The organism is Vibrio sp. 3-2(1), assembly GCF_963887575.1.
In the GTDB taxonomy this organism is placed as follows: domain Bacteria; phylum Pseudomonadota; class Gammaproteobacteria; order Enterobacterales; family Vibrionaceae; genus Vibrio; species Vibrio anguillarum.
The window spans coordinates 1-15,773 of sequence record NZ_CAWPGB010000004.1 but is presented as its reverse complement, the minus strand read 5'-3'; the positions used below and the strand labels follow the sequence as shown (position 1 = coordinate 15,773).

Below are 15,773 nucleotides of genomic sequence, written 5' to 3'. Positions count from 1 at the left end.
TTCGCTGAGTGGGAGCACTAAGTGGAGCAGACACGTCATCTGTGATTGCTGTTAATCAGAATCTGCTCGGACTGGATAAGTGAGTAGTTCACTAAAAAAAATTGGCGAAATTATAGATGGTTTACGCAAGAAAGCAAACGTTTGCTTTGCTGTGTAAGGGAGAGGGGAATACAGAACGAACAATCTTATGCTTTGGCGTAGATGTCCTTCTCTCCTAACCAGCGATCGATAATGGCGGTCGCGTGGCTTGGATAATGGTCGTGTAAGTAGCGAGCAATGCGCTGTACTTCAGGAATTAAACGTTGGTCACGGACTAAATCCGCAATTTTGAAATCCGCGAGGCCGGTCTGTTTGGTACCAAGCAGCTCACCCGGACCGCGAATTTCTAAGTCTCGCTGAGCAATTACGAAACCGTCATTGCTCTCACGTAGTACGCCCAAGCGCTTTTGCGCGGTTTTCGATAGTGGTGCATGGTAGAGCAATACGCAGTGGCTGGCGACAGAGCCTCGCCCTACGCGGCCGCGTAATTGGTGCAACTGTGCTAAGCCCAAACGCTCAGGGTTTTCGATGATCATCAAGCTCGCATTCGGCACGTCAACGCCAACCTCAATCACCGTTGTAGCAACCAGCAAGTGCAGTTCATTGTTTTTAAAGGCTTGCATCACCGCTTGTTTTTCGCTTGGCTTCATTCGGCCATGCACCAAACCGATTTTGACATCGGGCAGAGTGCGTTGTAGTTCTTGCGCTGTGTCGGCGGCGGCTTGCGCTTCTAGCACCTCAGACTCATCAATCAAAGTACAGACCCAATAAGCCTGTTTTCCTTCACTCAAACAGGCATGACGTACGCGCTCGACGATATCATCACGCTTTGTATCTGGGATTGCGACAGTTTGAATGGGCGTTCGTCCCGGTGGCAGTTCATCAATAACGGAGGTTTCTAAATCAGCGTAAGCAGTCATCGCTAAAGTTCGTGGGATCGGCGTTGCGGTCATGATCAACTGGTGCGGATACGCGCCTTGCTTCGCTCCTTTCTCACGCAGTTCTAAACGCTGGTGGACGCCAAAGCGGTGTTGTTCATCAATGATGACGAGCGCAAGGTGATGAAATTCAACTTGTTCTTGAAAAAGAGCGTGAGTACCCACTATCATTTTTGCCTCACCGCTGGCAATGCGAGTTAGTTCTGTTTCTTTCGCTTTGCCTTTTAATTTACCCGCCAGCCAGCCGACTTGGATGCCCATTGCTTCAAACCAGTTGGCAAAGTTAATTGCGTGCTGCTCGGCCAGCAATTCCGTCGGTGCCATTAATGCTACTTGATAGCCATGTTCGATAGCACGTGCGGCGGCTAATGCAGCGACCAAGGTTTTCCCTGAGCCCACATCACCTTGTACTAAACGCATCATGGGGTGAGCTTGTGCCAGATCGGCTTCGATCTCTGTCACAACACGTGTTTGTGCTTTAGTGGGAGAGAAAGGCAGTTGTGCAAGCAGTTGTTGTTTGAGTGTGCCAGACCCAGCCAGTGGCAATGCGATATCTTGCTGGCCTTGATGGCGTACAGCCAGCATGGAGAGGTTTTGCGCCAACAGCTCTTCCATAATTAAGCGAACCTGCGCCGGATGTTTCCCCTCATCAAACAGTTGCAGGTTAATGCCCGGTGGCGGCCGGTGAATGATGTGCAGCGCTTCAGAGAGCGTAATTTGGTGATCATACAACCCGGCAGGTAGCAATTCTTGTACGGCAGCTTTGTCGAGTAAACTTAATGCTTGATCAGTGAGTGTGCGTAGCGTGAGTTGGCGCAGACCATCGGTCGTTGGGTAAACGGGTGTTAAGTTAGCTTCGACATCTGGCTGTTGCTGAGGAGCATAAAATTTATAATCAGGATGAACAATTTCAAGGCCGAATCCACCACGCTTAATTTCACCGTAAGCGTGCACTAACTTACCTTCAGTAAAATTGTTTTTCATCCCAGCAGTAAAGTTAAAAAAACGCAGCGTAATGGTGCCGTTACCATCGCTTATTTTTACTGTGAGCATTTTGCGTTTGCCAAAAACCGTATCCACCGCCATGACTTTACCTTGCACGGCGGCCCAAAGCCCGGGATGCAATTTAGCGATAGGGTAGATCCGTGTGCGGTCCTCATAACGTAAAGGGAGATGGAACAGCAGATCTTGCACACTGATTAAGCCAACCTTTTCCAGTTTTTCAGCCACTTTAGCGCCCACGCCAGAGAGTGAGGTGAGAGGAATCGCGGACAGTAGCTGTGACATAACAGGGCTCATTAACAGTATCGTTATGTATTATTCAACCATCGAACTGTTTTTTTGTACAGCATAAAATCATGTAATGGTCGATAAGCGGCAGGCCATCGGCTAATTTGAATAGTGACGCCTAAAATGCAAGATGGGGGTAGGGTATCGGAAAATAAAAAACCCCATGAGTGGTTAGCCGCAAGGGGTTTTATTTATTTGGATAGTTTAATTTTTCCGGCGTCGCACTTTCAGTGCATGAGGCATCACACGAATTTTTTTCATGATGTTTGCTAAGTGAATGCGATCTTTGGTGGTCAGCAGCACAGTGACAGTATACAAACGTCCATCACGCTCCTCGGTGGAGAGGCCATGAATGTTGGAACCTGTTTTCGAGATTACATTCGTCAGTTCCGCTAACGCACCTTGGTGGTTTTGCATGTCCACTTTCAGTTCGGTGATGAACTCTTGGTCGTAATCTTTAGACCACTCAACCGCCATGTAACGATCCGGCTCTTTTTGGTAGCCACGAACATTAGGGCAGGTTTCACGATGCACCACTAAACCACGACCCGGAGAGACATGCGCAATGATGTGATCGTCTGGGATGGGGTGGCAGCAGTTAGCAAACGTGAGCAAAATACCTTCAGCGCCGCGGATCGGCAGTTTCTTTTTCGGTTTGCCATCATTGCTTTCCACTTCGGTCAGCTCATCAGCATCGCCAAGCAGACGGCGCGCAATGACAATACTCATCAGTTCGCCTAAACCAATCGCGGCCAGCAGATCATCGACCGTGGCCATTTTAAGCTCACCAATCACATGCTTAATGTTCTCGTCACTGATGTCACTGAGTGAAAGATCACCCAGCGCGTGATTGAGCAAACGTCTACCAAGTGTGATCGATTCCTCACGGCGCATGGTTTTAAGCACTTGACGTATCTTAGTACGAGCGCGAGACGTGACCACATAGTTGAGCCAAGCGGCATTAGGGCGAGCCCCAGGTGCGCTGATGATTTCAATCGTTTGGCCGTTTTTCAGTGATTTACTTAACGGGTAAGGGTTTCGATCAACACGAGCTCCAACACAGGTATTACCGACATCGGTGTGTACCGCGTAGGCAAAATCAACCGCAGTTGCCCCGACAGGCAGCTCAACGATGCGGCCTTTGGGGGTGAAGACGTAGATTTCATCAGGGAAAAGATCCGACTTAACGTTCTCAATAAACTCAAACGAGTTGCCAGCGCTTTGTTGTAGCTCAAGTAGGCTTTGCATCCAGCGCTGTGCTTTAATTTGCGCGGTGGTGCCAGTGCGTTCGCCATTACCTTTGTAAGACCAATGAGCAGCAACACCTTTGTCGGCCATCTGTTCCATGTCTTCAGTGCGGATCTGCACTTCAACTGGGACGCCGTGTGGGCCGACCATCGAGGTATGCAAAGATTGGTAGCCGTTCGCTTTGGGCACGGCGATGTAATCTTTCATGCGCCCCGGGCGAGGTTTGTACAAGCTATGAACTTGGCCTAATGCACGATAACAAGTGTCTGCAGTGTCGACCACGACTCGAAAAGCGTAGATGTCCATAATGGTGTGAAAGCGCTGCTCTTTGGTTTTCATCTTGTTATAGATGGAGAACAGGTTCTTTTCACGGCCGACCACGCGTGCTTTCAAACCGAAATCTTGCAAGCGGCCTTCAATTTCACTGTGGATGCGTTGGATCATCTCTTTGCGGTTACCGCGAGCGGATCTTACCACTTCTTTCAATACGCGATAACGATTTGGGTACAATGCTTCAAAGCCAAGCTCTTCTAGCTCAGTCTTGATGTTATGAATCCCTAAGCGGTGAGCGAGAGGCGCGTAAATCTCTAACGTTTCACGGGCAATACGACGCTTTTTATCCGGGCGCAATGCGCCAAGGGTACGCATATTGTGTGTGCGGTCAGCAAGTTTGATGAGAATAACGCGAATGTCTTGCACCATTGCCAGCACCATCTTACGAAAGTTCTCGGCTTGGGCTTCTTTACGATCACGAAATTTCAACTTGTCGAGTTTAGAAACCCCGTCTACCAATTCCGCCACGGCGTGACCAAATTGCGCTTCAAGATCGTCTTTAGTGACATCGCAATCTTCGATGACATCATGTAATAACGCTGCTTGTAGCGTTTCCAAATCAAGGCGCATATCAGCCAAAATTCGAGAAACCGCAACAGGGTGAATGATGTAAGGCTCGCCGCTAGAACGGGTTTGCCCTTCATGGGCTTCACGTGCGACCACATAAGATTGACGCAGAGCCTCAATTTGAGGCTCTGTTAGGTATTCTTGGACAACGTCTTTAAGGCTATCAAATAGATACAAATTATAGGCCCGGAAGGTTGTTGAATTTGAATGGCAGAATTAACGGTTGTGAGCGATGCTGCTTACGGCGGCCAATTCTGCGGCTTCTTGCTCTTTCTGCTCTTGGCGCTCACGAGCATCAAGCACATCTTTCGTGATAAGACCTTCTTCGATTTCGCGCAGAGCGATAACGGTTGGCTTATCGTTCTCTTCTGGCACCAATGAATCTTTACCGCCAGTTTGCATTTGACGAGCGCGGCGAGCCGCAATCAGAACTAGGTCGAAACGATTGCCCACTTTTTCAACAGCGTCTTGAACAGTTACGCGTGCCATGAGAACTCCAAATAGTTAACTAAAAATTTTTAAATGACGAGAAAGTATACAGTCTAATCTTTGTTTATACTAGCGATAGACTTTGCCTTGTTTGAGCGGGTGATTATTCCGCCAGTAGCGCGTTGAGCATGCTGTTATATTTAGCAGCTTGCTTGTCTTGCTTCAATCGTTCAGCACGTAAAATAGCTCTGAAATCCATTAATGCCACATCGAAATCATCATTTATGATGACATAGTCGTATTCGGTGTAATGCGAGATTTCAGCTTGAGCTTCATTCATACGTTTAGCAATGACGGCTTCACTGTCTTGACCACGAGCATTCAAGCGGCGCTCCAATTCTTCTTTTGAAGGAGGAAGGATAAACACACTTTTTGCATCGGGCATTTTGTCGCGTATTTGACGCGCGCCTTGCCAGTCAATATCAAGAAAAACGTCAATGCCTTTGTTGAGGTTATTTTCAATCCATACCTTAGAGGTGCCGTAGTAGTTGCCAAATACTTCAGCATGTTCGAGAAATTCACCTTTAGTAATCAACTCTTCAAACAGCTCTTTTTGCACAAAATGGTAGTGAACACCATCTTGTTCGCCCGGGCGCATGCCGCGTGTGGTATGTGAAACAGAGACTTTCATCGCATAGGTTGGGTTGGTTTCCAACATCGCAGAGATCAAGCTTGATTTGCCTGCACCACTGGGTGCAGAGACGATATAAAGAGTACCTTTGCCCATCTGTTCTGTTCCACGTTAGGTTAGGATTGAATGCTGATATTTGCGTCTATCAGCATGTTAAAAGATAGCACTGACCCAGAGAGTTTCATCCTAGAAAATGAAAATAAGGCCAGAAAAAATGGAGGCGAAGAGTAGCACGTTCCCATGGATGTCTACAACAAAAAGGTCGGCCTTTAGCTGTGAAAGGGGAATTTTAAAACGGTGATATTTTCTTCAATGGGTAAACGTTTGCTCTTATTTCAAGGCTTGTCGAGGGGGTTTATTGCTGTATAATCGCCCGCCGCTGAGCTCGTGATTTGAATATGATCGCGAGGTAAGCCTATAAATTAATGTAAGACTAATTCTTCGATTTGGGTTCCCTCGCCCCCAAAACAAACTAAAAAGGTACACAATGAGTTACTTTACCCTTGCGCAGCAGCGCAAAGCTTTGGCACTTTTAGTGCTATTTCATTTGATCATTATCGCATCAAGCAATTATCTGGTTCAGTTGCCCTTTACTGTCTTTGGTTTACATACCACTTGGGGCGCATTTACTTTCCCATTCATTTTTCTGGCAACGGATCTCACTGTACGCATTTTTGGTGCAGCGTTGGCTCGTAAAATCATTTTCTTAGTGATGTTACCGGCTTTGATTGTTTCTTATGCACTCTCGGTACTATTTTTTGAAGGTCAATTCCAAGGGCTTGCTCAGCTTCATGAGTTTAATCTGTTTGTTGCGCGTATTGCGATTGCCAGTTTTATGGCGTATTTGCTCGGGCAAATTATGGATGTGCATGTGTTTAATCGTCTGCGCCAGATGAAGCAGTGGTGGGTTGCGCCAACATGTTCTACGTTATTTGGTAATGCATTAGACACGGTCGCTTTTTTTGCGATTGCTTTCTATCAAAGCCTCGATCCGTTCATGGCTGAACATTGGACCGAAATTGCCTTGGTTGATTATGGTTTTAAACTGGTGATCAGTTTAGGCCTGTTTGTGCCGATGTACGGTGTGCTGCTCAATTACTTGATCCGCAAGCTGACAGCGGTCAACCCTGATTTTCGAACCGTTGGGATCAATGCTCAGTAGTTGAAATGTTCAGTAGTGGAGTAGCAAGCCATTATACTAGGAAGATAGAAAATCAAAGCCCGAGCAAGTGCTGCTCGGGCTTTTTCATGTGTCTGCATCTTATAACTATGATGGGTCGATAATGAGTGGCCAACCAATGTCGCTTTGACGGTTTGCTTCAATATCCAGCTCGGCGGTGGTGAGAGGGTTGGCCGCTAACCATTTGGCGGATAACCGAAGAGTCAGTTGGTCACCTTGAGCTTGCAGTGTAAATTTAGGCTGTAGTGCCTCGTTACGACGATGGCTGAGCAATACGGCAAGGCGCAGTAAACGTAACACCCGCTTGGCGCTGTTGCCCGACAGAGCGTACTGCTCTGGCAATGAAGAGAGCTGCTCGCGATAACGACGAGCAATTTCGCCTAGAAAGTGTTTCTGTGCACGGGTATAGCCGGGTAAGTCGAGGTTTTGTAACAGGTAGGCGCTGTGTTCACCGCCTTTTTTTAAATCAATCGCTAACCCTATTTCATGCAATTGTGCAGCGGTAGTGAGTAGCATTTCAGCTTGCGGTTCCGCAATCCAATCTTCCCCCCCACACTGTTTGAGCAGCGATTGGGCAAGTTGAGCCACTTGCTTGGCGTAGTCAACATCAATTTGATATCGCACCTGAACGCTATTGATGGTACGCGTTCGAATGTCATCTTGGCGCAGCTCTTCGACCATTTCATACACTAAGCCTTCACGCAATGCGCCGCCAGCTAAAGTCATCGATTCAATCTCGAGCAGTTCAAAGATGGCAATTAAAATCGAGAGGCCACTTGGGAAAACTAACGCTCGCTCTAAAGTTAAGCCTTCAATATCAAGCTCTTCCAAGTGATCGGCGAGCATCGCTTGTTTTTGCAAGCGTTTTAGTTTGGTATGAGTGATCACCTCATCCATCCCTTGCGCTAACATAATTTCTTGCAACGCTTGTACTGTGCCACTGGCACCCACGCACACATCCCAACCTAACTGTGTGTACTGCTCAAGGATAGGCGCTAACGTCTGTTTTGCCGCATCGATCGCTCGATTAAAGTTAGCCGCGTTAAGCTGTCTGTCTTTAAAATGGCGCTCAAGCCAAGTGACGCAGCCCATTTTTAAACTGGTTAACGCTTTGGCATCGAACCCTTCACCAATGATGAGTTCAGTACTGGCCCCACCAATATCGACAACCAAGCGTCGTCCTAAGCCACCTGAAGTGTGCGCCACTCCTTTATAGATAGTGGCCGCCTCTTCTTCACCGGAAATAACCTGAATGGGGTGGCCGAGTATTTGGTTGGCTTGAGTTAAAAACAGCTCAACGTTGGTGGCTGTACGCAGTGTGGCAGTGCCAACAATACGGATATTGCTGGCGGGTATATCTTGTAGTCGTTCCGCAAATAAACTGAGGCAGTCCCATCCTCGCTGCATCGCTTCTTGGCTAAGAGCGTTGTTATCATCTAACCCGGCGGCCAAGCGTACTTTGCGCTTTATTTTGGCCATCGTTTGTACACTGCCATCAATATGACGCACGATGAGCATATGAAAACTGTTCGACCCAAGGTCGATGGCAGCGTAGAGCGGCGAGGAGACGGCTTTACTCATAAATGGATTACGAACCCTTATTACTTTGATGCGGTTGACGTGGGCGACGACTTTGTGGCTTACGGTTGCCAGTACGAGGGCCATTGTTATTAGTACGGCGCTGCTGAGGATTACGAGAACGCAGACGAATTGGCGGTGGTAAGTCTTCAATCAACGCCGATGCATCGTAATCAGAAACAGGAACCGCGTGCCCGGTGTACTCTTCAATCGCTGTTAGGTTAATGGCGTACTCTTCACAGGCAAAGCTAATCGAGTGACCACTCTCTCCTGCGCGACCTGTACGACCAATACGGTGCACGTAGTCTTCACAGTCATCAGGTAAGTCGTAGTTGAATACGTGTGTGACTTGAGGAATGTGTAAGCCTCGCGCTGCCACGTCGGTTGCAACAAGAATGTCGACATCACCGGTAGTGAATTGCTCAAGGATCTTTTCACGTTTCTTCTGCGGTACATCACCCGTTAGCAGGCCGACACGGTGCCCATCTGCAGCTAAATGACCCCAAATAGAGTCGCAGCGGTGTTTTGTGTTGGCAAAAATGATGGCGCGATCTGGCCAGTCTTGTTCTATCAGTGTCTGTAATAGCGCCATCTTATGTTCGTTAGACGGGTAGAACAGCTCTTCTTGGATGCGATGGCCAGTTTTTTGTTCTGGTTCAACAACCACATGCTCAGGGTTATGCATGTGCTCGAACGCCAACTCTTGAACGCGATAAGAAAGCGTGGCTGAAAACAGCATGTTCAGGCGCTCTTTAGGTTCAGGCATACGGCGAAACAGAAAACGAATGTCCTTGATAAAACCAAGGTCAAACATGCGATCGGCTTCATCCAGCACTACAGCTTGAATATTATTCAAGTTAAACACGTGTTGTTTGTAGAAATCGATGATACGTCCTGTTGTACCGATCAATATGTCGACACCATCTTGCAGCTTAGACAATTGCTTATCGTAGCTTTCACCACCGTAAGCCAGCGCGGCTTTGATGCCAGTACTGGCAATCAGAGGTTCGGCGTCGTTATAAATTTGAATCGCTAACTCACGAGTCGGAGCCATAATAATGGCACGCGGCTGCGTCGGTTTTCGCCCTTCATGTTCAGGGGTTGTTAGTAAGTGGTTAAAAGTAGCAGCGAGAAACGCAAGCGTTTTACCAGTCCCTGTTTGGGCCTGGCCTGCAATGTCTTGGCCGGTGAGCAGTACCGGCAACGCCAAGGCTTGGATCGGGGTACAGTAATCGAACCCTTTTTTTTCCAATCCTTCAACAACTTGAGGATGTAATCCCAAATCGGCGAACTTTTGCTCTGTGATATGTGTCTTTTTCATCGCCATAGAATATCAGCTTAAGCTTGCAATACGAAAGTAAATACATTCCAATAGAGCATCTATTTACTGGTTAGCTTATAATCAGTGCAGAAAAACATATTGGAGTGGAAGATGAGCGATAAGATTTTGCAGCTTACAGATGATGGTTTTGAGAACGATGTAATCAAAGCTGCAGGCCCTGTTCTTGTTGATTTTTGGGCAGAATGGTGTGGTCCTTGTAAGATGATTGCGCCAATTTTGGATGAAATCGCTAGCGAGTACGAAGGCAAACTGACTATCGGTAAATTAAATATCGACCACAACGCAGGTACTCCACCTAAGTTTGGTATTCGTGGCATCCCAACCTTGCTGCTGTTCAAAAATGGCAACGTCGCTGCAACGAAAGTTGGTGCGTTATCAAAAACTCAATTGAAAGAGTTTTTGGACGCAAACCTATAACAGGTATCGCAAAGCCGTACATTTTCTGATGCACGGCTTTGTTTTTTTGAAAAGAAACAAACTCTAGACTAGGCTATTATTTAGTGCTAGTTTATCGCACGTTAATTAGACAAGTGTTCACTTCTTGGTCGATCCTGAGACCAAAATCCATCTTAACTAGAAAATAGATCCTATTTTGACTAAACAAGTATCCACCACAATGAATCTAACAGAATTGAAGAACAGACCTGTGTCTGATCTTGTGAAACTTGGTGAGAGCCTAGGCCTCGAAAACCTAGCGCGTCTAAGAAAACAAGACATCATCTTCTCCATCCTAAAAGCGCACGCAAAAAGTGGTGAAGATATATTTGGTGATGGGGTCTTGGAAATTCTTCAAGACGGTTTTGGTTTCTTACGTAGCGCCGACTGTTCATATTTAGCTGGCCCTGATGATATCTACGTATCACCAAGCCAAATTCGCCGTTTCAACTTACGCACCGGTGACTCAGTATCTGGCAAAATTCGCCCACCAAAAGAAGGCGAACGTTATTTCGCATTGTTAAAAGTTAACACCGTTAACCACGACAAACCGGATAATGCACGTAACAAGATTTTATTTGAGAACTTAACTCCACTGCATGCCAATGAACGTATGATCATGGAGCGTGGTAATGGCTCGACAGAAGACATTACGGCACGAGTTCTAGACCTTGCCTCTCCGATTGGTAAAGGCCAGCGTGGTTTGATTGTTGCTCCGCCAAAAGCGGGCAAAACCATGTTGCTACAAAATATCGCGCAAAGTATTGCTAACAACCATCCTGATTGTGTGTTGATGGTGCTACTGATTGACGAACGTCCTGAAGAAGTAACGGAAATGCAACGCCTTGTGAAAGGTGAAGTGGTTGCTTCTACGTTCGATGAGCCAGCTTCGCGTCACGTACAAGTGGCAGAAATGGTGATCGAAAAAGCAAAACGTTTGGTTGAGCATAAGAAAGATGTCGTTATCCTGCTTGATTCCATCACACGTTTAGCTCGCGCCTACAACACAGTGATCCCGTCATCTGGCAAAGTGTTGACTGGTGGTGTGGATGCCAACGCATTGCAACGCCCTAAGCGCTTTTTCGGTGCGGCTCGTAATGTAGAAGAAGGCGGTAGTTTAACGATTATTGCGACGGCATTGGTTGATACCGGCTCTAAAATGGATGAAGTTATCTACGAAGAGTTTAAAGGTACAGGTAACATGGAATTGCACCTTAACCGTAAAATTGCGGAAAAACGTGTCTTCCCTGCTATCGACTTCAACCGCAGTGGTACTCGTCGTGAAGAGTTGCTTACTAAGCCTGATGAGTTACAAAAAATGTGGATTCTGCGTAAGATCGTTCACCCAATGAGTGAAAGTGACGCAATGGAATTCTTAATTGATAAGCTCGCGATGACGAAAACCAATGATGAGTTTTTTGATGCGATGCGCCGTCAATAATAGACGCTAAGTTTAGTATGACCAACGCCACCGTTTATCGGTGGCGTTTTTGTTTGCATTTGACCCATTAACCTTCCACAATAGGCCAAATGTTACAAGGAGGTTAAAATGCAACAAGGAATGTTGTCGTCGCTTCTCCTCTCGCTATTTTTATTTTGTGCGTGGCCAAGTGCTGCCTCTATAGAAATAACGTCTGATACAGCTCAAAAATGGCTTCAGGAAGAACAAATTCGCCATAAAAGTGCAGAGCTATTGCAGTACGCGGTACATGATGAATTTGATTCTTTGCGTTTTTCATTACAACGTTTAGCGCTATTACCGCAAGAAGCCGCACGTTTTCTGTTGCTGCAAAAAATCGAGCAGTTGGATCTCGCCCTAACGCCGAATATGGTGATATTCATTGAAGAGCAGCAAGCGCTTGCACCCACTTACCAAGTTGTTGAAAAAGAACAAGGCTATGAATTCTCAACTCCAGCTTTTGACTCTTCTGTGATAGCCAGCCGTTTATTAAAGCGTTGGCGGCAGGAACAAACCATTCTCGACTTCTTGGTGAAGGCGGAGCGCCAAGAGCTAGTACTGCAAACATGGTTGTCAGGGACTCAATATCAAGTAAAAATTCGCGAAACGTTACTGATCCGCGAGTTAGATACACTATCCCCAAGTGCTTTGGCTGCGCTCACTGAGCAACTGACATCAGAGCCAGTGACCGGGTGGTTGCCTTCCACACAAGTGATGGTTCGATTAGCTCAAGTTAGTGAAGATCCTAAAATCTATAAACTCCTGTGGCTGATGCGGGTCGATTTCTCCATTCAGCAGGAACTCACACGATTAGCCAGCGTAAGCGATGAATTTGCGATAAAACAGATCATGGCCGCCAGTGAAAATCCAAGTTTAAAAGTACAAGCGATTAAGGCATTAGTTCGCATCAGCCCCATGCGTTCTGATATCCGCGACTTTCTGATAGCCAAAATGTCAATCAATGAAGAGGTCAATTTAGTGGCCAGTGCTTTGGTCGAGCAGGGACACAGCCGCTGGCTAAAGGATTTACTGGTGAGTAATTCTCAGGTGAAAAGTCGTGGTATTTTGCAAGCCCTCTCTCAATAACCCTATGAAATTTGGGGATCGTTAATGGGTTGTTTTTGTTATACTGCCTGCAGTTTAATCAGCGATGTAGTAGGCCTATGAGCTTTAAGGATTTACGTGAATTTGTTGACCATCTGGAAAAAACAGGCCAACTAAAACGCATTACTTGCCCGATTGACCCTCATTATGAAATGACGGAAATTAGCGACCGCACTTTGCGTGCCGCAGGTCCTGCCTTGCTATTTGAAAACCCGATCGGTTATACGGTTCCCGTGCTCACTAACTTGTTTGGCACCGCAAAACGCGTCGCGATCGGCATGGGGCGTAAAGAGGTCCAAGAGTTAAGGGAAGTCGGCAAATTACTGGCTTATCTCAAAGAGCCCGAGCCACCACAGGGCTTCAAAGATGCTATCGATAAATTGCCTTTATTTAAGCAAGTGCTCAACATGCCAACCAAACGACTACGCAAGGCTCCTTGCCAGGAGATTGTTTGGCAGGGCAACGATGTTGACTTAGACAAAATCCCAGTGATGAGTTGTTGGGCCGATGATGTTGCTCCTCTTCTGACTTGGGGGCTGACCATCACTAAAGGGCCAAACAAGAAGCGACAAAATCTCGGGATTTATCGCCAACAGAAACTCAGTAAAAACAAAGTCATTATGCGTTGGTTGGCGCATCGTGGTGGTGCTCTAGATTTAAGAGATTGGATGGACACTCACCCCGGAGAGAATTTCCCAGTTTCAGTGGCTTTTGGTGCTGATCCTGCAACCATTTTAGGCGCGGTGACACCAGTGCCAGATACGCTTTCTGAATATGCTTTTGCGGGATTGCTACGAGGCAGTAAAACAGAAGTGGTTAAATCGCTCAGTAATGATCTAGATGTGCCTGCTAGTGCGGAAATTGTGCTGGAAGGCTACATAGATCCAAACGAATATGCTGACGAAGGGCCTTATGGTGATCACACGGGTTACTATAATGAAGTTGAAAAGCATCGTGTCTTTACGGTTACGCATATCACAATGCGCAGCAATCCTATCTACCATAGCACTTATACCGGACGCCCACCTGATGAACCAGCTGTGCTTGGTGTTGCGTTAAATGAAGTGTTTGTACCTATACTCCAAAAACAGTTCCCTGAAATCGTCGATTTCTATTTACCGCCGGAAGGTTGTTCTTATCGAATGGCGGTGGTGACGATGAAAAAGCAATACCCTGGTCATGCAAAGCGAGTCATGATGGGAGTTTGGTCGTTCCTTCGCCAGTTTATGTACACTAAATATGTGGTGGTGTGCGATGAATCAGTCGATGCTCGTGATTGGAATTCAGTTATCAATGCAATGACAACACATATGGACCCAGTCCGAGACACTTTATTCATCGAACATACACCGATTGATTCACTTGATTTTGCCTCTCCAGTGGTGGGGCTAGGCTCCAAAATGGGCTTAGATGCTACCATTAAATGGGATGTTGAGAGTGACGGTACAAGACAACAGTCATCACCATCAACGACTCCTCAGATCAAAACTGAGCATTTGGATCAGCTTAGAGCTCAGCATTCTGAGATTGTTGATATCTATTTAGTGCCATTTTCTAATGATGGTTTCTTGATGGTATCCATGAACAAAGCGTTTGCTGGTCAATCTCAAGAGCTGTTAAAAAAGATATGGGCATTTTTAGAGACATTTTCAAACCTGAAGTTTGTTGTGCTCTGTGATGATGATGTGAATATCCGAGATTGGAATGATGTGATTTGGGCGATAACCACGCGCATGGATCCGTCTCGGGATACTGATCGTATAGAAGCTAATGAAGGGCAATGTTCCAAGCTCCTGCTGGATGCAACCAACAAACTCTCTGGTGAAGTTCAGCGAGAGTGGGGGACGCCAATCCAAAAAGATCACGAGGTCGTCACCAAAATAGACTCGCTCTGGGATGAGCTAGGTATTTTATGACTTATACGGTGATCTTGCTGCCGAAAGGCGATACTTTTGAAGTGCAAGACGGTACAACGGTGTTGGAAGCTGCGCTCAACAAGAACATCTCTTTTCCACACCGTTGTCAAATAGGTGCATGCGCTATGTGTATGTGCAGAAAATTAGAAGGTGTAGTGGAATATAACTTAGAACCTATGTTGACTGACGAAGAGCAGCGACAAGGTTGGATATTCCCTTGCCAAGCCTTTGCAACAAGTAACTTAGTACTTACTTTTGCAGAGTAAGTCAGAGGAAAAACATGACCACCCAATGTAAAGTAAAGTTAATTGAGCCATTAGCCTCTAATACTTATAAAATCATCCTCCAACCTGAAAGTGTTCTTGCATTTAAAGCTGGGCAATATCTCATGGTAGAAATGGGTGAGAAAGATAAACGTCCATTTTCTATCGCAAGCAGTCCTTGCCGTTCTGGTGAACTAGAGTTGCACATTGGTGCCGCCGAGCACAATGCTTATGCACAGGAAGTGGTTGAGAAAATGAGAACGGCATTAAGCAACAAGGGTTTAGTCAATATAGATGCACCTCATGGTGATGCGTGGGTAAAAGAAAATGAGCGCCCTCTACTACTCATTGCTGGAGGAACAGGTTTTAGCTATGTACGCTCGATTTTAGATCACTGTATTAGCCAAAAGAAAAGTAACGCTATCTATTTGTACTGGGGAGCAAAAGACGTTTACCAACTCTATGCAAAAACAGAACTGAGTGAGATTGCTCAGCAATTTGAGAACATCCACTTTGTACCTGTTGTTGAAACGGCTGATGAAGGTTGGAATGGCAAGGTTGGCAATGTACTCCAAGCGATCAATGATGATTTCGAGTCGTTAGAAGCGTACGACATTTATATTGCAGGTCGTTTTGATATGGCTGGAGCAGCAAGAGAACAGTTTACCCAATACAAAAATGCAAAAAGCGATCACATGTTTGCTGATGCCTACGCTTTTATTTAAGATCGAGAGAGATTAAAGCCTATCAAAAGAGAGCGAAATGCTCTCTTTTGACGCTTTGTGGCTGCTATTTAAACAAAATAGATGTTTTTCTTATTTTTTATTAAAAACCGCTTGCACTCATCTTCGTTCTCCCTATAATGCCGCCTCACTGACACGGCACAGCCAGTAAGGGTTTAAGCCCAACCAGCAGCCAATCAGTAGGTCAAATCGGTAAGACGAAATAATTTAATAAAGTG

Annotated in this window: 13 protein-coding genes; 7 read left to right on the top strand and 6 right to left on the bottom strand. The window is 46.2% G+C overall.

Annotated elements, in window-relative coordinates:
- Positions 1–185 precede the first annotated feature (185 nt).
- The 4 genes from recG to gmk form a co-directional block, all read right to left on the bottom strand.
- The gene (gene recG / locus AACQ79_RS01275) at positions 186–2,264 is read right to left on the bottom strand and encodes an ATP-dependent DNA helicase RecG (protein WP_170899612.1); all 2,079 of its coding nucleotides are present in this window, start codon (positions 2,262–2,264) and stop codon (positions 186–188) included.
- A 207-nt stretch (positions 2,265–2,471) separates the two neighbouring features.
- On the bottom strand, positions 2,472–4,592 hold the full coding sequence (spoT, locus tag AACQ79_RS01270) for a bifunctional GTP diphosphokinase/guanosine-3',5'-bis pyrophosphate 3'-pyrophosphohydrolase (protein WP_017045712.1): 2,121 nt from the start codon (positions 4,590–4,592) through the stop codon (positions 2,472–2,474).
- A 39-nt stretch (positions 4,593–4,631) separates the two neighbouring features.
- Positions 4,632–4,904: a DNA-directed RNA polymerase subunit omega gene (gene rpoZ / locus AACQ79_RS01265; protein WP_013855406.1), complete on the bottom strand. Its 273-nt coding sequence runs from the start codon at positions 4,902–4,904 to the stop codon at positions 4,632–4,634.
- Between the two features lie 103 nt (positions 4,905–5,007).
- A complete protein-coding gene (gmk, locus tag AACQ79_RS01260; protein ID WP_017044367.1) occupies positions 5,008–5,631 on the bottom strand; it encodes a guanylate kinase in 624 nt (207 codons plus the stop codon).
- A 391-nt stretch (positions 5,632–6,022) separates the two neighbouring features.
- On the opposite strand from gmk, the gene AACQ79_RS01255 reads away from it, so the two are divergent.
- Positions 6,023–6,697: a 7-cyano-7-deazaguanine/7-aminomethyl-7-deazaguanine transporter gene (locus AACQ79_RS01255; protein ID WP_170899611.1), complete on the top strand. Its 675-nt coding sequence runs from the start codon at positions 6,023–6,025 to the stop codon at positions 6,695–6,697.
- A 105-nt stretch (positions 6,698–6,802) separates the two neighbouring features.
- Here AACQ79_RS01255 and gppA read toward each other — a convergent pair whose 3' ends face one another.
- Together gppA and rhlB are read right to left on the bottom strand one after the other, a co-directional pair.
- Complete coding sequence (gene gppA / locus AACQ79_RS01250; RefSeq protein ID WP_017045714.1) at positions 6,803–8,296, bottom strand: guanosine-5'-triphosphate,3'-diphosphate diphosphatase; 1,494 nt, start codon at positions 8,294–8,296, stop codon at positions 6,803–6,805.
- A gap of 7 nt (positions 8,297–8,303) precedes the next feature.
- A complete protein-coding gene (gene rhlB, locus AACQ79_RS01245) occupies positions 8,304–9,614 on the bottom strand; it encodes an ATP-dependent RNA helicase RhlB (protein WP_026027733.1) in 1,311 nt (436 codons plus the stop codon).
- 111 nt (positions 9,615–9,725) lie between these two features.
- Here rhlB and trxA point away from each other — a divergent pair, with 111 nt between their 5' ends.
- The 6 genes from trxA to fre all read left to right on the top strand — a co-directional run bounded on the left by trxA (position 9,726) and on the right by fre (position 15,537).
- Entirely contained in the window at positions 9,726–10,052 is a 327-nt protein-coding gene (gene trxA, locus AACQ79_RS01240; RefSeq protein ID WP_010319293.1) for a thioredoxin TrxA, read from the top strand.
- 199 nt (positions 10,053–10,251) lie between these two features.
- Positions 10,252–11,511 carry a transcription termination factor Rho gene (rho, locus tag AACQ79_RS01235; protein WP_010319292.1) on the top strand — a complete coding sequence of 420 codons (1,260 nt, stop codon included), beginning with the start codon at positions 10,252–10,254 and terminating at the stop codon, positions 11,509–11,511.
- A 108-nt stretch (positions 11,512–11,619) separates the two neighbouring features.
- Positions 11,620–12,615 (top strand): hypothetical protein, encoded by a 996-nt coding sequence (locus AACQ79_RS01230; protein ID WP_170899610.1) that lies wholly within the window; start codon positions 11,620–11,622, stop codon positions 12,613–12,615.
- 77 nt (positions 12,616–12,692) lie between these two features.
- Complete coding sequence (ubiD, locus tag AACQ79_RS01225; RefSeq protein ID WP_047687997.1) at positions 12,693–14,549, top strand: 4-hydroxy-3-polyprenylbenzoate decarboxylase; 1,857 nt, start codon at positions 12,693–12,695, stop codon at positions 14,547–14,549.
- Positions 14,546–14,815, top strand: a complete 270-nt coding sequence (locus AACQ79_RS01220; RefSeq protein ID WP_013855397.1) for a 2Fe-2S iron-sulfur cluster-binding protein — start codon at positions 14,546–14,548, stop codon at positions 14,813–14,815. The genes ubiD and AACQ79_RS01220 overlap by 4 nt, the downstream gene beginning before the upstream one ends.
- A 14-nt stretch (positions 14,816–14,829) precedes the next feature.
- Positions 14,830–15,537 carry an NAD(P)H-flavin reductase gene (gene fre / locus AACQ79_RS01215; RefSeq protein WP_017049370.1) on the top strand — a complete coding sequence of 236 codons (708 nt, stop codon included), beginning with the start codon at positions 14,830–14,832 and terminating at the stop codon, positions 15,535–15,537.
- Positions 15,538–15,773 lie beyond the last annotated feature (236 nt).